The following is a 16,735-nucleotide window of genomic DNA, read 5'->3' as shown; positions in this document are numbered from 1 at the left end:
TCGCGCGTGTGACCCGCGTGCTTTCTTCAGTTTGTGAGACTTTCAACATGCGATCGAAACTTCATGCTCGCCTCCTGTCCGGCGCGGCGGTCCTCGCCCTTGGTGCGCCCGCCTTCGCTCAGGACGCGGAACCGGCCCTTCAGGACGTCATTATTGTCACCGGAACGCGGATCGACCCGGCAACCGAAACCGGTATCACCCCGGACGCGGCGCCGCTGCAAGGCGGCGATATCACCTATCTGACGGCCCGCACCCCCGGCGGGGCGCGCCTCGGCAATGGCGAGCTGTCCGGCCAGATGCAGTATCGCGGTCTGTTCGGCGAACGGTTGAACCTGCGCGTCGATGGCCAGCGCTTTGCGTCCGGCGGCCCCAATTTGATGGACCCGGTCTTCCATTACGCCCCTGCGCCCCTGGTCGCCGCCATTGTCATCGATCGCGGCGTGAGCCCGGTGTCGGCCGGGCCTGGCCTGGCTGGCGGCGCCGATGCGGTCTTTAAGCGCGTGGATTATGCGCAAGGGGACGAGGCCCGGTTCGGCTATGACCTCACGGTCGGGGCGCGAAGCGTCAATGACAGCCTGTCGACAGGCGGTGTGGTCGGCCTCGCCAGCGATGCCTGGCGCGTCAATCTGCTGGGCGCATGGGAGAAAGGTGACGATACCGAATTCGGCGACGGAGAGATTGGCGGCACGGCGTTTGAGCGCGGCGTTTATGGCCTGTCCGCTGGGGCGCGTACGGCTCTTGGTGAGTTCACGCTTGATCTGCGCCGCCAGAATACCGGCCCGTCCGGCACCCCACCGTTCCCGATGGATATCCAGTATTTTGATACGGATTTCGCCCGGCTCGGTTATGCGAAGGCGTTCGGCGACCTTCATTTTACGGCCAGCGTTCACGCCACGGACATCGTCCATTTGATGGACAATTTCTCCCTGCGTCCCGCGCCGATGCCAGGCAGGCAACGCGCGACCTTTGCCGACGCCTCGACACAGGGCGGTGAAGGGTCGATCAGCTTTCCGGCTTTTGGGGGGGATCTGGCGCTTGGGCTCGATGGCGAGCAGGTCGAGCATGACGTGACCATCACCAATCCGACCAATACGGATTTCTTCGTCACGCCATTTCCGCGCGTGGAGATGCAGCGGTTCGGCGGGTTCGCGGAATGGTCCGGTGCTCTTGGCGCGATCAATGCGCAACTGGGTCTCAGGGCCGACCGGAATGGCTATGACGCCGGCGAGGCCTCGCTCGGCTCAGCCCTTCCCATGGGGCCGCGCATGCTGGCCACGGCGTTCAATGATGCGGACCGTTCAGGCGAAGACACAACAGTCGATGCGGTGGCGCGCCTCTGGACGACTGAGCGCGGTGGCCTTTCGTGGCGTGTAACGCTGGCGCACAAGCAGCAGGTGCCGGGCTATATCCAGCGCTTTGGCTGGCTGCCGATCAATGCCAGCGGCGGGCTTGCCGATGGCAATATCTATGTTGGCGATCTGGCGCTTGAGCCGGAGACCGCGTGGATCGCCGAGGCGGGCTACGACTATGCCAGCGCGCGGGCCTATCTGCGTCCGACTGTATTTATTCGTCAGATTGATGACTATATTCAGGGGGTGCCCTTTGACGGAACTGTGGGGGTTGCCGACAGCCCGGTCGAGATGATCGCGACCATGAATGGCGATCCGACGCCGCTGCGCTGGGCGAATGTCGAGGCGCGGCTTTATGGGCTCGATATGGATGGCGGTTACGATTTCGACGGACCGCTCCGTCTCGACGGGGTCTTTAGTTATGTGCGCGGCGAGCGTCGCGACATTGACGACAATCTTTATCGCGTTGCGCCGCTGAATCTGACGCTCGGGCTCACCTGGGAAGCAGATGTCTGGTCCGCCACGGTTGAAACGCGCGCCGTCGCCGATCAGGAGGAGGTGTCCTTGACCAATAGCGAGGAGGCGACGGACGGCTATGTTGTCCTCAGCGCCTATGGCGAGTGGGATCTGTATGATGGGGTGACCCTGTCGGCGGGCGTCGAGAACCTGCTCGATGAGGTCTATCAGGACCATCTGGCAGGCTACAATCGCAACGGCTTTGGCGATGTGCCGGTTGGCGACCGCCTTCCAGGGGCTGGACGCGGCATGTTCGTCCGTCTGAACATGTCATATTAACGATGGAACTCGGTCCGGCTCCTTTTCTGACGGGGCCGGACTATCACATTGGGTCCACGGAGGAAACATCGACAGAGAGCTTTCTCCGGTGCCGTGGCGCATAATCACCTTCCGCCGGCCATTCCCCCAGGGGCGTGGAAGCGAGCGACGGGGGCAATTCGACCAATCAGTTTCCAAACACCGGAAGAAGGAATTTTCAATTGGCGATGACGGAGAGAGTCGGGGCGTCGTCGGCGCTAATGCCCCGAATCTAGGGGAAAAGCGATCAATAATCGGCAGGCATGAGGATCTCACGACATCGTTACTTGACATTTGTGTATATCGTCAATTAATGGGGGGGTGTGATGGGAGGTATGCCGCGGGTGATTGATGATCTCAATATCGCTGAGGGAACGGGGGCGCGGATCGACGAGGCGGCCCCTTTGTTCGAGGCGCAATCGACGGCGGGGCTCGTCAGGCTCGCGGATTATCGGGGGCAATGGGTGATGTTGTTCGCCCATCCGGCGGATTTCACCCCCGTCTGCACGTCGGAATTCGTTGCGCTCGCCCGCGCGCAGGCCTCCTTCGACCGCTTAGGGTGTGCGCTGATCGGTCTATCGATCGATAGCGTATACGCCCATCTTGCTTGGGTCGAGCGTATCGAGGCCGACTTTGGTGTCCGTCCGACCTTCCCCTTGATCGAAGATCCTTCCCTCGCCATCGCCAGGGCTTATGGGATGATCCATCCCGGCGCGTCCTCGACCACGGTGGTTCGATCGGTGTTCGTCATTGATCCGGCTGGGATCGTTCGGGCCAGCTCCACCTATCCGATGTCCGTTGGGCGGTCGGTGAGCGAATTATTGCGCCTCGTTGAAGCCCTCCAGGTAACCGATGGCGGTGGCGGCGTCGCGCCCGAAGGGTGGGAGTCCGGTGAGCCACTTCTCGACCCGGCGCCACGCACCAGCGACGACCTGTCGGGGCTCAACAATTCGCTTTGGTATGCCGGGGGCACGAAATGAGTCCCGCAGCACTCCTCACCCCGAAGGAGATGGAGGCTCAAGCCGACAGAAGTGCGACGCTGTTGCGGGCGATGGCAAACCCCCAGCGACTACGCCTTGTGTGCGAGCTGATGGCGGGCGAGCGCGGCGTTGGTGAGCTTGAGGAGCTTACGGGTATTCGTCAGCCGGCGCTTTCAAAGGAGCTGGGCAAGCTGCGGGAGGCCGGCGTGATCGAGGGGCGGCGTGAATCCAAGGCGGTTTTCTATCGCCTTATCGACGAACGGGTTCCGGGTATCATTGCGTCGCTCTGCGGTCGTGAAGTTGCGCCGACAGCAGCTCATCCGCGTCCTTCGCCTGTCTCAGAGCGTGGAAGTGTCTTTGCCCGGATTGTTCAGAAGCCGTTCTGACCAAGTTGAATAAGTTGATGGGGATGTAATCCAAGGAGGATGTCATGTCAGCGAGCCAGATCCCACCTCTCCCCGTGGCTGTGAGCGACCATCGTTTCGACGCGCCCGCTGTCGAGGCTTTTTTCGATGAGGCCACCAACACCGTATCGTATGTTCTGTATGATCCGGAGACGAAGGAGGCGGCGGTTATCGATAGTCTCCTCGACTTCGACAATAAGGCTGGTCGCATTACGACCGAAAGTGCCGATAGGGTCCTGGACTTTGTCCGGGAAAAAGGGCTGAAGATCGATCTGATCCTTGAGACCCATGTGCATGCTGATCACCTATCGGCTGCCCCCTATGTTAAGAAAAACGTCGGTGGACGGATTGCGATCGGATCGGAAATCAAGACGGTCCAGTATGTGTTCGGCAAAGTGTTCAATGCCGGTACGGCCTTTCAGCGCGACGGATCTCAGTTCGATGTTCTTTTCGAGGATGAAGACATATTCAAGATTGGGCGGTTCCAGGGGGTTGCAATGCACACGCCGGGTCATACCCCAGCCTGCATGAGCTATCTTATCGGCGATGCGTTATTCGTCGGTGATACGATCTTTATGCCCGATTACGGTACGGCGCGATGTGATTTTCCGGGTGGGGACGCCGTGACCCTTTATCGGTCTATCAGGCGCTTATTTCAGCTTCCCGATGAAACGCGTATGTTCCTCTGCCATGATTACAAATCAGAGACTCGTGATCACTATGCTTGGGAAACGACTGTCGGCGAAGAGAGGCGTGAGAACATTCACGTAAAAGACAGCGTCTCGGAGGAGGCGTTCGTCAAGATGCGGAATGAACGCGACGCGACCTTGTCGATGCCCACTCTGATTTTGCCCTCTATTCAGGTGAACATGAATGCCGGCAATCTTCCGGTGCCTGAGGATAATGGACAGCAATACCTAAAAATTCCGCTGAACGCCCTCTAGGCGGGATATAAGGCCGAGGGGTGTGATGGTCAGCAGGGCGCGAAGACGGCAATATCTGCCGATCCTTTCCTGGATCGGTGGCTATCGTGGCGACACGTTCGCGAAGGACGCCCTGGCCGCGGTCATTGTGACCATCATGCTGATCCCACAATCCTTGGCCTATGCCCTTCTGGCGGGATTACCGCCCCAGGTGGGGCTCTATGCGTCCATCCTTCCCCTCGTCGCCTATGCCGTATTCGGAACGTCCCGTAGCTTGGCGGTAGGGCCGGTTGCCGTTGTCTCCCTCTTGACCGCCACCGCGGTTGGGCAAGTCGCCGAGCAGGGGACTGCCGGATATCTTGCCGCCGCGATCCTCCTCGCCCTGTTATCCGGTGCGTTTCTGACGGCCATGGGCTTGTTCCGTCTTGGCTTCGTGGCCAATTTCCTCAGCCACCCTGTTATTTCGGGGTTCATCACCGCCTCGGGGCTGATTATTGCCGCAAGCCAGGTGAAACATATTTTGGGGGTTGAGGCCCACGGCGAGACCCTTTTCCGGCTCGTATCGGCGCTATTCCACCAGCTTGCCGACACGAACATCCCGACCCTGATGATAGGCGTCATGGCCATAGCCTTTCTCTTTTGGGTGCGGCGGGGGCTTGCGCCTTGCCTTAAAAAGGTCGGGATGAAGGCGACGACGGCAAGCATGCTCGCCAAGGCGGGGCCGGTTCTTGCCATCGTCGTGACGATTGCGCTCACCGCGATTTTCAGACTCGATCAGCAGGGGGTTGCTATTGTCGGCGATATCGAGGGGAGCCTTCCGCCAGTCGCGGTGCCTTCCGTTGATCTCAACCTTCTTCGATCGCTGGTCGGGCCGGCGATATTGATTTCCATCATCGGCTTTGTGGAATCGATCTCGGTCGCTCAGACTCTTGCCGCCAAACGACGTCAGCGGATCGATCCTGACCAAGAATTGATCGCCCTTGGGGCCGCGAATATCGCCAGCGGCTTGTCCTCGGGCTATCCTGTCACTGGCGGTTTCGCCCGCTCCGCCGTGAATTTCGATGCCGGGGCCGAAACGCCCGCAGCCGGCGCCTATACCGCCCTCGGCATTTCCCTGGCCGCCCTCTACCTGACGCCGCTCTTAACATTCCTGCCCAAGGCAACCCTGGCGGCCACCATCATCGTGGCCGTCCTCTCCCTCGTGGATATCAGGGCGGTTGGCGAGACGATGCGATACTCAAAGGCTGATGGCGCGTCGATGCTGGCGACGATCATTTTCACCTTGGGATTTGGGATAGAGACGGGGGTGGTTGCGGGGGTCCTGTTGTCCTTATCCCTCTATCTGCTGAAGACATCGCGGCCCCATATGGCTATTGTCGGTTTGGTTCCGGGAACGGAGCATTTTCGGAATGTCGATCGCCACGATGTCGTCACGGACGACAAGGTGATAACGCTCCGCGTCGATGAAAGCCTCTACTTCGCCAATGCGCGGGGCCTTGAGGATATTGTTTACGATCTTGTGGCCGACAATCCGACCCTGGAGCATTTCGTCCTGATGTGTCCGGCGGTGAATTCTATCGATGCGAGCGCCCTTGAAAGTCTTGAGGCGATGAACGCGCGGCTGAAGGATTCGGGCGTTACCTTTCACCTGTCCGAGGTGAAGGGCCCGGTCATGGATCGCCTCAAGCGATCCCACCTGCTTGCGGACCTCACGGGGGAGGTTTTCCTAAGCCAATTTGCCGCCCTGTCGACGCTCACCCCCGCCCTAGTCGATGGGGCGCGCGATGGCGCGCACCCGCAGGCGGCGGCGCGCTGAGGGGCCGGCGTGACGAGGGCGGATAAGCGCGGCCAATAGATGTCAAAATAGGAAATCGAATAATGATCTTTCCCAGCGATAGGGGAGAAATCCGGCAGGGCGGGGAGAGGATTGTCTGTCCTCTTCTCTTCAAAAGATCTGAAAACAATAGCCCCTCTGGAGGTCGGCCCTTCGGATATGGCGATAAAAGGCACCTGCGCCGACCGCAATGACTTATTGACTATTGCCAATTAATAAGAGTAAAAATAGGAAAATGAGAGTGCCGGAGGGCCGTCATGGATGATCGCAGTCTTACCCCAGATTTTAGCGTCTCTCCTCAGCTAGAGCCTGCCGATCTCGGTGTGGCCGCCCGTCAGGGCTATCGAACGATCATCATCAACCGTCCTGATGGGGAGGGGGACCAGCCGGGCGCCGCCGAGATGAGCGAGGCCGGGCGCCGCCATGGGCTCAACGTACGCTACGTGCCGGTAAACTGCGGGGAGATCACTGACAGCGAGCTGGCCGCCTTTCAGGAGGTTGCCCTCAATCTTCCCGGGCCGATCCTTGCCTATTGTCGGACCGGGACCCGCTCGGCGATGCTGTGGGCGCTCAGCCAAGCGGGACATCTGTCGACCGACGCGATCCTCAGCACTGCAAAGCAGGCGGGCTATGATCTCGAAGGGCTACGTCCGCGTCTCGACGCGATGTCCCCTGCCGTGGCTGGCACGGGGCAGGGCGCTTTACACGGCTGACGATCCCCTGGACCTTTTCGGCCTTTTCGGTTCACTGCTCGTCGTCATGCGCCTCACCCGCAACGGTGAGGCGTGAGCTTACCCGAGGCGAAGGGTCTCGGCGCGCATCTCCTTATCCAGACGCTTCATGGCCTTTTGCAATTTCTCAAAGGCCCGGACTTCGATCTGACGAATGCGCTCACGGCTCACGCCATATTCGCCCGAAAGTTCTTCGAGGGTCTTGGGATTTTCGGTCAATCGCCGCTCGGTCAGAATATGCCGCTCACGGTCGTTGAGGTCGACCATGGCTTCCTGCAGTAGCTCCATCCGCGTTTCGAACTCGTCGTCTTTGACGAGTTGGCTTTCGGCATTCACCGCATTCTCGTCGACCAGCCAGTCTTGCCATTCGGCTCCGCCATCGCCGTCGCTCCGCATGGGGGAGTTGAGGGAATTGTCAGACCCCGCCATACGCCGGTTCATGGAGATGACTTCGTCTTCGGTCACGCCGAGACGGGTGGCAATCAGCTCGACCTCCTCGGGCCGCATATCCCCTTCGTCGACGGCGTCGATTTGACCTTTGAGTTTGCGAAGATTGAAGAACAACTTTTTCTGCGCTGCCGTGGTGCCGATTTTCACCAATGACCACGACCGCAGGATATATTCTTGGATCGAGGCGCGGATCCACCACATCGCATAGGTCGACAGCCGGAACCCTTTGTCGGGGTCGAATTTCTTGACCGCCTGCATCAGGCCGACATTGCCCTCTGAGATGACCTCGCCGGTGGGGAGGCCGTAGCCGCGATAGCCCATGGCGATTTTCGCCACGAGACGGAGATGTGAGGTGATCAGGCGCTGCGCCGCGTCAGGATCTTCGTGCTCCTTAAACCGCTTGGCCAGCATATACTCCTCATCCCGTTCGAGGAGCGGGAATTTGCGGATCTCGGCCAAATAGCGATTGAGCCCGCCTTCGGGGCTCAGGGCGGCGCCGCTGGTCGTTGTCAGTGCATTGGCCATATCGTCTCTCTTTTCTCCCCAAATGCGATGTCAAAAAGCTCTCATCACATTCAACGTGCGCATCGCCTCGCGGTTGTCGGACAATAGCGCACAGACCACCGGTCAAAGATTGAAAATAGGTACATCTCCCCCGCTTCTAAGGGGGGCGCTGTTATTTCGCCACTCACCAAGCCGATAAGCCTCATCGATTGGGCCAATGCGGCCGCCCTTAACGGGGACGGGGAGCAGGGCTCACAGGACCTTGAAGGCCTCGACAAGCGTCGAGAAATCATGGGGCGGCGGCTGACGGAAATGAAGGGCCTCGCCCGTCACCGGGTGATCGAAACCAAGCTCTACCGCGTGAAGAGCCTGGCGCCGGAACCGTCGGAGGAGGCCAAGGGCATGGTCGGCGGCCGGATCCCCCGGTTTCAATCCCGCAAGGCCCGATCGACCGTAGACCGGATCCCCGAGCAGGGGGTGGCCGATATGGCTCATATGCACCCTGATTTGGTGGGTACGGCCTGTTTCCAGCCGACATTCCACAAGGGAGGCGAGGGCGTCCCCCGGCAATTTCGCCCGGCCGATGCCATAGGCGTCGAGCCGCGCAAAATGGGTGATGGCTTCCTTGCCCTCGGGCCGGTCGACCCCCACCACCGTCATCTTCTTCCGGTCCCCCGAAGAGCGGGCGAGGGGCCAGGTGATCGTGCCGCTGGTCGGTCGCGGGCTCCCTTCGCAAAGGGCAAGATAGGCACGGTCGATATCATGCGCGGCAAAGAGCGCCGAGAGACCCTGATGGGCGTGGTCGTTCTTCGCGATCACCATGACACCCGACGTATCCTTATCCAGGCGATGCACGATCCCCGGCCTGATGACGCCGCCAATGCCGGAGAGCGTATCGCCGCAATGGTGGAGGAGGGCATTCACCAAAGTGCCGGTCCAATTTCCGGCAGCGGGGTGCACGACCAGCCCCGCCGGTTTGTTGATGACAATCAAATCCCCGTCTTCGAACAGCACTGTCAGGGGGATGTCTTCGGGCTTTGGCGTTGGGTCTTCGGGGGGTGGGGGGACCAGGGTGAATACCTCCCCTTGGCGCAGCTTCCACTTTGGATCTGTGAAGGGCGCTGCGTCCTTCGTCAGTGCCCCGCCCTCGATCAGCGCTTTGATCCGCGCCCGGCTATAGGCGTCGGTCTGATCGGCAATCCACTTATCGAGGCGGGCGCCGACATCGGCCTCGGCGACCGTGAAGGAGAGGGGCTCTGTATCGCTCATCGAAAAGGGGTGACCTTGAAAGCGTTTCGTTGTCAAACCCGCGCCGATGAATGACGCAGCCCCCTCCCCCGATGATAATACCGCCCTTGCCGAGGGCGGCCCTTCCCTTGCGATCTTGAAGGGGGTTGTGTGGGGACTGGGGCTGATCTTGCTCTTGGGCTTCGGTCTCGTCGCGGCCTTGATCGTTAAGGGCCCGACGGAGGGCGAGGGCGAGACCACCTTGCCCGTCGTCACATTGGAAGAGGGGGAGCGAATTGGCCACGCGACCCTGGAGGGAGATCGGCTCTTCCTGACCGTCGATCAGCCTGACGGCACCCAGCGCCTCCTCCTGATCGACCTCGCCGGAGGCGACATTGCCGCCAGCGATATTCGCTACGGATCGGTCGACAGCGAGGCGGCGACCGCCCGCGGGACCGGCGATGGCCGCTGAGCGCGGTGCTGAAGCGCATCGCCAATAAAGAGCGCGACCCCCAGCCAAATGAAGGCAAAGCAAATTTGATAGGCGGGGGTGAACGGTTCGCCGTCAAGAAGGCCAATGCCGAAGGCAAGCGTGGGGCCGATAAACTGCAAGAACCCAATGGTCGAGAGGGTTAGGCGCCGGGCGGCAATGGCAAAAAACAGAAGCGGCGTCACGGTAATCGGTCCGGCGAGCATCAGGAGCGTCAAAAGGCCAAAATCGCCGGACAAGCCTGCCTCAAGGCCGGTATCGGTCGAAGCGACCAGCCATATCAGGAGGCCGAGGGCCAGGGGGCTGAGCAATAAAGTCTCGATAAAGAGCCCGGGCATCGCGCCGATCGCCACCCGCTTTCGCGAGTAGCCGTAAAAGGTGAAGGTCACCGCGAGGATCAGCCCGAAGAGCGGGAACCGTCCGCCATAGACCGTCAGAATGGTCACGCCAATACCGGCCAGCAGGACGGCCAGGATCTGGAGACGGCGAAGGCGTTCGCCCATCACCACGACACCCACCAGGACGTACACCAATGGATTGATGTAGTAGCCAAGGCTGACCTCGAAGACGCGGCCTTCTTGAACGGCGACGATATAGAGGATCCAATTCCCGGCAATCGCCAGGGCAGAGGCGAGAAGCCAGAGCACCACTTTCGGGGACCGGAGCCCCTTTACGACTTCGCCCCATTGCGAACGCGCCAGGATCACCAGCAGCCCGAAGGGCACGGCGAACAAGATCCGATCGGTGAAGATTTCAATCGGCGAGATGCCCCGCAGGACGATAAAATAAAAGGGCAAAAACCCCCATAGCGTATAGGCTAGGGTTCCCGCCAAAAGGCCAGTACGCAAGGAGGAAGGACCGGACATCAGTGCCGCCTAGAAGCCGTCCTGCCCTTTGGCTAGGGCGGATCTTCGGCACGGCTCGGCCCTTTTGGGCTCGGCCCTTAAGGTCCCCCCGAAATCGGGGGGCGCGCCCCGGCATCATGTCACCGATCAGCGGTCCTTGGCGACGCTGTCCACCTCGGCGGCGGCATCGGGGAACTCACGTCGCAACAGATCGATGTTCCGCAGGTTCGCTTTATAGAAGATGTCGAAGATGTCGCCGAGAAGGGGGACGGCCCCTGCTAAACTGTCGATGACGATGTTGAACACCATCCTAATCAGGGTCGTGGTGCGCGCGCCCATCCGCGCCGCCTCGACGACGATCCCGATGGAAATGGCCGCCATGATGGCATCGCCGACACCGGGCACCAAGCCGATGATCCCGTCGAGACCGAAGCGAAACCCGGGCACCCCGAACCGTGCATCGAGGAGGCGGGCAAGTTTCGACAAGCGCCGCAGGCGCCGGACCTGCGTTGCGTGTCCCAGGGACTCAGGGCCCCGAGGCTCGGGAGACGGGTCAATCGTGGGACTGTTCCGTTCGGCCATCGTGGTCATTGATCAAAAAAGGCGCCTTACCGCTTGCCGATAATGTAGACCGCGTGGATCACCCCGGGAATGTAGCCAAGCAGCGTAAGAAGGACATTGAGCCAGAATTGAGCGCCGAGCCCCACCTGAAGGGCAACGCCAAGGGGCGGCAGAAGAATCGAGAAGATGATGCGGATCAGGTCCATGGGATTTGTCCTCGGTTAAGATGTCACACCCCGATAACGGGGCCCGAGGACAGAGGTTCCGGTTGCAGGATCAGCGAGGGGCCGCCCCTTCACTGTCGCCGGTGACGATCCCCACAAAGGGGAGTTCGCGGAACGCATAGGCAACGTCCATACCATAGCCGACAACGAAATGATCAGGACATTCAAAGCCGACATAGTCAGCCTCGACTGTACCCTCGGTGCGCTTGCTCGTCTTATCGAGCAGGACGGCAATCGACACATGATTGGCCCCCCGCTCGAACATCAGATCGCGCGCAAATCTCAGTGTCCGTCCTGATTCCAGGATGTCGTCGATCAGCAAAATGTCCCGTCCTGCCACTTCGCTGTCGATATCCTTGATGATCCTCACCCCCTGCGACACGGTCCCCTTGCCGTAGCTTGAGAGGGTGATGAACTCGACCTCCGGGGCGAGGCCGACGGCGTGCAGGGCCCGCAAGAGATCCGCCGCGAAAATGAAGGAGCCTTTGAGAACCGCGATCACCAAAAGGTCCGTCGTCGGCCCCTCAGCAATTTGTTCGGCCAGGGCGATATTGCGCTCGGCAATCTGGTCCGCGGAGAAGAGGGGCTCGATGGTCTTTCCACGGACTGTGATCATCATTGGCTCCAGCGAAGAGGCGAGGAAGGATCAGGCGCTGTCGCCTGCTTTGACATGTCCGCGATTGACCAGCAACTCCGCAATCTGCACGGCGTTCAAGGCTGCCCCTTTGCGCAGATTGTCCGAGACCACCCACAAATTCAGACCGTTCTCCACCGTGGAATCTGTCCTTATGCGGCTGATAAAGGTCGCAAAATCGCCGACGCATTCGACCGGGGTGACATAACCGCCATCCTCTCGCTTATCGACGACGAGACAGCCTGGAGCCTCCCGCAGGATTGCCCGCGCCTCTTCGTCGTCGAGGGGCTCTTCGAACTCGATATTCACCGCTTCCGCATGGCCGACGAAAACCGGCACCCTGACAGCGGTGGCGGTGAGCTTGATCGTCGGGTCGAGGATCTTTTTGGTTTCCGCCACCATCTTGAACTCCTCTTTCGTGGAGCCATCGTCGAGAAAGACATCGATATGCGGGATCACGTTAAAGGCGATCTGCTTGGTAAACTTTTCCGGTGAGGGCTCGTCATTGACGAAAATGCCCTTGGTTTGGGTGAATAATTCGTCGGCGGCCTCTTTGCCGGCGCCGGAGACGGATTGATAGGTGGCCACGACGACGCGCTTGATTTTTGCCCGATCGTGCAGCGGTTTGAGCACCACCAGCAATTGCGCCGTGGAGCAATTGGGGTTTGCGATGATATTCCGCTTGGCATAGCCGTCGACCGCCGCGGCGTTCACCTCAGGAATGATCAGCGGGACATCCGGATCGAGACGAAACTTCGATGAATTATCGATGACGATGCACCCGGCCTTGGCGGCGAGGGGGGCGTATTTCTCGGAGATGTCGCCGCCCGCGGCAAAGATCGCAAGATCGGTTCCCGCAAAATCGAATTGATCGAGGTCACGGCATTTGAGGGTTTTGTCGCCGTAGGACACCTCCCGACCGAGGGAGTTGCGGGAGGCAAGGGCAATCACCTCGTCCGCCGGAAAAAGACGCTCGGCGAGGATACTCAAGACTTCGTGGCCGACCATGCCGGTGGCCCCGACGACCGCTACGGTAAGAGACACGGGTTCCCGTCCTTCTCGATAAAAAAGGGGGTGGTGAACGAGCTATGCGCGAAGTGCAAGATCTAGGGGCAAGATCGGGGCGGTAGGGCGTGCCGGCGCTCGGGCCACCAAAAGTCTTGGGGCACAAATTTGACGGAAGCTCGGCGAGGGCGCCTCGCAACCGTCACAAAAACCGTGTTACATCATTACGCATGGTAAACGGGCGGATGCCTCGTCGGGAGCGGATTGATGGACGAAGCGGTGACGGTCACCTCCGAATTGGGGACCGATTTTTCTATCTGGGGCCTCATTCTTCAGGCCGATATCGTCGTGCAATTCGTGATGCTTGTTTTGGCGGGCATGAGCGTTTGGTCCTGGACGATCATGTTCGACAAATCGATGACCCTCGGCGCCATCAAATCCAAGGCCAAGAAGTTCGAAGACCAATTCTGGTCGGGGCGCCCCCTTGATGAGCTGGGGCGGAAGGTCAAGGACAAGCCCGACCATCCCATGGCCCGCATCTTCATGACCCTGATGGATGAATTCACTCAAGATCGCGGCCATGGGGATCCTGCGGCGGCCTCGCGGTTGGAAAGCGTGGCGCGGGTCCACGTCAATCGGGAGCTTGAGAAGATTCAAAGCCAGCTTTCGGTGCTGGCGACGATTGGGTCGGCGGCCCCCTTTATCGGTCTGTTCGGCACGGTGTGGGGGATCATGAACGCCTTTCGCGGCATTGGCGCCACTGGCGACGCCAATCTGGCCGTGGTGGCGCCGGGTATCGCCGAGGCGCTGTTCGCCACGGCGCTTGGCCTTGTCGCCGCGATACCGGCGGTCATTGGTTACAACCGATACGCGGCGGGGGTTAACTCCTATGCCGTCCGACTTGAGGGCTTTGCCACGGAATTCGTGGCGATCCTGTCCCGACGCCTTGGCGAGGGGGCGTAGCCCATGGCCGGTGGGATCAGACAGCCCGGGGGGCGCGGTCGGTTCACGCCGATGGCGGAAATCAACGTCACCCCCATGGTCGATGTGATGCTCGTTTTGCTGATCATTTTCATGGTGGCGGCGCCGTTGCTGACGGTGGGAATCGAAGTCGACAAGCCGGACACGGACGCGCAAGCCATGACCGATAGCGGTGAGCCGATCACCGTTTCGGTCACCTCGGAGGGGCGTATTTTCGTCCAGGACACAGAAATTGCCCTCGACAATCTCGCGCCCCATCTGACTGCGGTTCGCCAGGCGGGCTATGATCAGCGGATTTACGTTCAGGGCGACCGGGCCGCTTCCTATGACGCTGTGGCACAGGTCTTGGGGGCTCTTAACGGTGCGGGGTTCACTCGCATCGGCCTGGTTACGGAGTAGGCGGGCGAGGGGCGTGCGATTTCCCGCTCTCTCGCTCTCGCTCCTCCTCCATGGGGCGGTGATCGGCGGTCTCGTGGTGACCGTGCCGCGCCTGGCCGACGATCCGATCTATATTCCTCCCGTACCGGTCGATGTGCTGAGCCGGGCCGAGTTCGACGATTTGGTGTCGATCCCCGCGGAATCGGCAACCGAAGAGCCCGCCGAGCGGGAAGAACCGGCGCCGCTTCCCGAGCCGGCGCCTGAACCCGCGCCCCAGCCTGAGCCCGATCCGACGCCAGAGCCAGAACCTGAGCCTGAACCTGCGCCCGAGCCTGAGCCCGAGCCTCAACCGGCGCCGGAACCTGCCCCCGAGCCTGAGCCTCAACCGGAAGCTGAGCCTGAGCCTCAATTGCCTGAGCCCGACCCAGAGCCTGCGCCGCCGACATCTGCGCCCGAGCCCGATCCCGTGGAGGACCTCGATTTTGACTCGCTGAGCGACGGATTGGTCGATCTCACGCCGGATCGCCCGCGTACTGCGCCGCGGGTTGTGGGGGACACCGGAGAGGGAGGGGAACGCGACCAGCCGCAAATCGGTCCGGGCGGTCAATTGAGTATCACCGAGGAGGCCGCGCTCCAGGCCTGTGTCCGCGCCAATAGAGTGATCGACCTCTCCGCGCGGGACGCCGATCAATTCGTGGTCGAGTTGCGGATCGTCCTCAATATCGACCAAACGCTGGCGGCGCCGATCGAGATCACCAACCAGGCTGCGATCAACCGTTCCGGCAACCCCGCTTATCAGGCGGCGGCGAGAAATGCGGTGGCGGCGGTAAGGGCCTGCCTTCCCCTCGACGCCCTCGACCCGGCCCGATATCAGCAATGGCGCGTGATCAATTTCCGGTTCCGGCCGGGGACGTCTTGAGGCGGCAAAGCCGTCGGGCGCCTTAAGTGAAGTTATCGCAAAGGCCTCGTGTTCCGGGGGCGACGCCGCTAGACCATTGAGGAATGAGCCAATGTCACGAGGAACTTGCATGGTCCTGATCGTTCGCGTTCTGAGCGCTCTGTTTGTCGCCTTTACGCTGGCCCTGCCCCTTGGGGCTGTGGCGCAGGATGAGCCGCTGATCGATATTGTGGGCGGTCGGACCGATCCGATGCCCGTGGCTCTGCCGGCCTTCATTGCGACGGGCGAGGGGGCCGAGCGGGTCAGCGCCGATCTGAGCGAGGTGATCCGAGACGATCTGGCAAGCTCAAGCTTGTTCGCGCCCATTGATCCGGCGGCGTTCATCCAACAGCTTCAGTCCGTGAACACCCCGCCGCGGTTTGCCGATTGGCGGGCGATCGACGCGAGGGTGCTGTTGGTTGGCGAGGTGACGGCTCTCTCCGGCGGACGCATTCAGGTCGCTGCCCGGCTCTGGGATGTCGGGGCCTCGAAACAATTGGGCACGATCGCCTTCAAAACCCCGGCGACCAATGTTCGGAAGGCGGGGCATGAAATCGCTGATTTCGTGTATGAGCAATTGACCGGTGAGCCGGGCTATTTCGACACCAAGATCGTTTATGTCGCTGAGTCCGGCCCGAAAACGGATCGCCGCAAGCGGCTGATGATCATGGACCAAGACGGTGCCAATCCCTCAATCCTCACCGATGGGCTGAATTTCGATGCCCTGACCCCGCGGTTCTCACCGACCCAACAGCAGATCATTTTCCTCGCCATGTTCGATGACCGGCCAAGCCAAGTCTATCTTTATGACATCGAGACCACCGAGATGGAGGCCTTGGGCTCGTGGCGCGGCATGACCTTCGCCCCGCGGTTCAGCACCGATGGGCGCGGCGTCCTCTTGTCCATCGAGGAGGCCGGGAACACGGATATTGCCCGCATGGATCTGATTACCCGTCGGATCGAACGGCTGACGCGGAATCCGGCCATCGATACCTCGCCCTCAATGTCTCCCGATGGCCGGCACATTACCTTTGCCAGCGATCGCGGCGGCAGCCAGCAGATTTATGTGATGAATGCGGACGGATCCGATCAGCGACGCATTACCTTCGGCAACGGCACCTATGGGACACCGGTCTGGTCGCCCCGTGGAGATCTGATTGCCTTTACGCGCCTCTATCGGGGACGATTCTATATCGGTGTCGTCAAGCCGGATGGGACGGGCGAGCGTTTGTTAACAGAAAGTTATCTGGACGAGGGGCCGACCTGGTCGCCGAATGGTCGGGTCATCATGTTCTTCCGCGAAAATCGTCCGGGGGGCCCGGTTAATCTCTACTCCATTGATTTGACCGGCAGAAACCTCCGCCGGGTCGAGACCTCGACCGAAGCGTCCGATCCTGCGTGGTCGCCTTTGCTCGATTAGTGAAGCTGTGCGGGATTTGTTGAAAGTGTCGCAAAGCACCCGTAG

At 60.7% G+C, this 16,735-nt stretch carries 18 protein-coding genes; 11 read left to right on the top strand and 7 right to left on the bottom strand.

Annotation, left to right across the window (positions count from 1 at the left end; all coding sequences use genetic code 11):
• Positions 1–47: 47 nt before the first annotated feature.
• From PB2503_RS02965 to PB2503_RS02940, 6 genes are all read left to right on the top strand, one after another.
• Entirely contained in the window at positions 48–2,144 is a 2,097-nt protein-coding gene (locus PB2503_RS02965) for a TonB-dependent receptor domain-containing protein (RefSeq protein WP_013299734.1), read from the top strand.
• A gap of 344 nt (positions 2,145–2,488) precedes the next feature.
• Entirely contained in the window at positions 2,489–3,142 is a 654-nt protein-coding gene (locus tag PB2503_RS02960) for a peroxiredoxin (RefSeq protein WP_013299733.1), read from the top strand.
• Complete coding sequence (locus PB2503_RS02955) at positions 3,139–3,528, top strand: ArsR/SmtB family transcription factor (RefSeq protein WP_148235171.1); 390 nt, start codon at positions 3,139–3,141, stop codon at positions 3,526–3,528. Before PB2503_RS02960 ends, PB2503_RS02955 begins: the two co-directional genes overlap by 4 nt.
• Positions 3,529–3,572: 44 nt before the next feature.
• Positions 3,573–4,490, top strand: coding sequence for an MBL fold metallo-hydrolase (locus PB2503_RS02950; protein WP_013299731.1), 918 nt, complete (start codon positions 3,573–3,575; stop codon positions 4,488–4,490).
• Positions 4,491–4,515: 25 nt separating this feature from the next.
• On the top strand, positions 4,516–6,285 hold the full coding sequence (locus tag PB2503_RS02945; protein ID WP_013299730.1) for a SulP family inorganic anion transporter: 1,770 nt from the start codon (positions 4,516–4,518) through the stop codon (positions 6,283–6,285).
• A gap of 275 nt (positions 6,286–6,560) precedes the next feature.
• Entirely contained in the window at positions 6,561–7,016 is a 456-nt protein-coding gene (locus PB2503_RS02940) for a protein tyrosine phosphatase family protein (RefSeq protein ID WP_013299729.1), read from the top strand.
• 78 nt (positions 7,017–7,094) lie between these two features.
• Here the strand turns inward: PB2503_RS02940 and rpoH are convergent, their stop codons facing one another.
• Together rpoH and PB2503_RS02930 are read right to left on the bottom strand one after the other, a co-directional pair.
• Complete coding sequence (gene rpoH / locus PB2503_RS02935) at positions 7,095–8,009, bottom strand: RNA polymerase sigma factor RpoH (protein WP_013299728.1); 915 nt, start codon at positions 8,007–8,009, stop codon at positions 7,095–7,097.
• Positions 8,010–8,240: 231 nt separating this feature from the next.
• Positions 8,241–9,257, bottom strand: coding sequence for an RluA family pseudouridine synthase (locus tag PB2503_RS02930; protein ID WP_013299727.1), 1,017 nt, complete (start codon positions 9,255–9,257; stop codon positions 8,241–8,243).
• Positions 9,258–9,303: 46 nt separating this feature from the next.
• Between PB2503_RS02930 and PB2503_RS02925 the strand changes: the two genes are divergently transcribed.
• Positions 9,304–9,687, top strand: a complete 384-nt coding sequence (locus tag PB2503_RS02925) for a hypothetical protein (RefSeq protein WP_013299726.1) — start codon at positions 9,304–9,306, stop codon at positions 9,685–9,687.
• On the opposite strand, the gene rarD is transcribed toward PB2503_RS02925, so the two are convergent.
• From rarD to PB2503_RS02900, 5 genes are all read right to left on the bottom strand, one after another.
• Positions 9,630–10,571, bottom strand: a complete 942-nt coding sequence (rarD, locus tag PB2503_RS02920; protein ID WP_013299725.1) for an EamA family transporter RarD — start codon at positions 10,569–10,571, stop codon at positions 9,630–9,632. The two genes, PB2503_RS02925 and rarD, sit on opposite strands and share 58 nt — an antisense overlap.
• Before the next feature lie 126 nt (positions 10,572–10,697).
• Positions 10,698–11,141, bottom strand: coding sequence for a DUF4112 domain-containing protein (locus PB2503_RS02915; RefSeq protein ID WP_013299724.1), 444 nt, complete (start codon positions 11,139–11,141; stop codon positions 10,698–10,700).
• Between the two features lie 17 nt (positions 11,142–11,158).
• Positions 11,159–11,317 (bottom strand): YqaE/Pmp3 family membrane protein, encoded by a 159-nt coding sequence (locus PB2503_RS14255; RefSeq protein WP_013299723.1) that lies wholly within the window; start codon positions 11,315–11,317, stop codon positions 11,159–11,161.
• 70 nt (positions 11,318–11,387) lie between these two features.
• Positions 11,388–11,951 carry a hypoxanthine phosphoribosyltransferase gene (gene hpt / locus PB2503_RS02905; protein ID WP_041535202.1) on the bottom strand — a complete coding sequence of 188 codons (564 nt, stop codon included), beginning with the start codon at positions 11,949–11,951 and terminating at the stop codon, positions 11,388–11,390.
• 30 nt (positions 11,952–11,981) lie between these two features.
• Positions 11,982–13,013, bottom strand: a complete 1,032-nt coding sequence (locus PB2503_RS02900; RefSeq protein ID WP_041534867.1) for an aspartate-semialdehyde dehydrogenase — start codon at positions 13,011–13,013, stop codon at positions 11,982–11,984.
• 228 nt (positions 13,014–13,241) lie between these two features.
• On the opposite strand from PB2503_RS02900, the gene tolQ reads away from it, so the two are divergent.
• The 4 genes from tolQ (at position 13,242) to tolB (ending at position 16,690) form a co-directional block, all read left to right on the top strand.
• Complete coding sequence (gene tolQ, locus PB2503_RS02895; RefSeq protein WP_013299720.1) at positions 13,242–13,937, top strand: protein TolQ; 696 nt, start codon at positions 13,242–13,244, stop codon at positions 13,935–13,937.
• Positions 13,938–13,940: 3 nt separating this feature from the next.
• Positions 13,941–14,354: a protein TolR gene (tolR, locus tag PB2503_RS02890; protein WP_013299719.1), complete on the top strand. Its 414-nt coding sequence runs from the start codon at positions 13,941–13,943 to the stop codon at positions 14,352–14,354.
• Between the two features lie 13 nt (positions 14,355–14,367).
• On the top strand, positions 14,368–15,252 hold the full coding sequence (locus tag PB2503_RS14820) for a hypothetical protein (protein ID WP_013299718.1): 885 nt from the start codon (positions 14,368–14,370) through the stop codon (positions 15,250–15,252).
• A gap of 109 nt (positions 15,253–15,361) precedes the next feature.
• A complete protein-coding gene (tolB, locus tag PB2503_RS02880) occupies positions 15,362–16,690 on the top strand; it encodes a Tol-Pal system beta propeller repeat protein TolB (RefSeq protein WP_013299717.1) in 1,329 nt (442 codons plus the stop codon).
• Positions 16,691–16,735 lie beyond the last annotated feature (45 nt).

The sequence above is a fragment of the Parvularcula bermudensis HTCC2503 genome (assembly GCF_000152825.2).
GTDB classification, from domain to species: Bacteria; Pseudomonadota; Alphaproteobacteria; order Caulobacterales; family Parvularculaceae; genus Parvularcula; species Parvularcula bermudensis.
Note: the sequence above shows the minus strand (reverse complement) of the source record. Positions and strands in the feature narration are given on the sequence as shown.

Coding starts and splice junctions, on each gene's coding strand:
- PB2503_RS02960 (WP_013299733.1), top strand. CDS start 2,489: ATGGGAGGTATGCCGCGGGTGATTGATGATCTCAATATCGCTGAGGGA.
- PB2503_RS02925 (WP_013299726.1), top strand. CDS start 9,304: ATGAATGACGCAGCCCCCTCCCCCGATGATAATACCGCCCTTGCCGAG.
- PB2503_RS02945 (WP_013299730.1), top strand. CDS start 4,516: ATGGTCAGCAGGGCGCGAAGACGGCAATATCTGCCGATCCTTTCCTGG.
- rpoH (WP_013299728.1), bottom strand. CDS start 8,009: ATGGCCAATGCACTGACAACGACCAGCGGCGCCGCCCTGAGCCCCGAA.
- tolB (WP_013299717.1), top strand. CDS start 15,362: ATGGTCCTGATCGTTCGCGTTCTGAGCGCTCTGTTTGTCGCCTTTACG.
- PB2503_RS02950 (WP_013299731.1), top strand. CDS start 3,573: ATGTCAGCGAGCCAGATCCCACCTCTCCCCGTGGCTGTGAGCGACCAT.
- PB2503_RS14255 (WP_013299723.1), bottom strand. CDS start 11,317: ATGGACCTGATCCGCATCATCTTCTCGATTCTTCTGCCGCCCCTTGGC.
- rarD (WP_013299725.1), bottom strand. CDS start 10,571: ATGTCCGGTCCTTCCTCCTTGCGTACTGGCCTTTTGGCGGGAACCCTA.
- tolQ (WP_013299720.1), top strand. CDS start 13,242: ATGGACGAAGCGGTGACGGTCACCTCCGAATTGGGGACCGATTTTTCT.
- PB2503_RS02965 (WP_013299734.1), top strand. CDS start 48: ATGCGATCGAAACTTCATGCTCGCCTCCTGTCCGGCGCGGCGGTCCTC.
- PB2503_RS02930 (WP_013299727.1), bottom strand. CDS start 9,257: ATGAGCGATACAGAGCCCCTCTCCTTCACGGTCGCCGAGGCCGATGTC.
- tolR (WP_013299719.1), top strand. CDS start 13,941: ATGGCCGGTGGGATCAGACAGCCCGGGGGGCGCGGTCGGTTCACGCCG.
- PB2503_RS02915 (WP_013299724.1), bottom strand. CDS start 11,141: ATGACCACGATGGCCGAACGGAACAGTCCCACGATTGACCCGTCTCCC.
- PB2503_RS02955 (WP_148235171.1), top strand. CDS start 3,139: ATGAGTCCCGCAGCACTCCTCACCCCGAAGGAGATGGAGGCTCAAGCC.
- hpt (WP_041535202.1), bottom strand. CDS start 11,951: ATGATCACAGTCCGTGGAAAGACCATCGAGCCCCTCTTCTCCGCGGAC.
- PB2503_RS02940 (WP_013299729.1), top strand. CDS start 6,561: ATGGATGATCGCAGTCTTACCCCAGATTTTAGCGTCTCTCCTCAGCTA.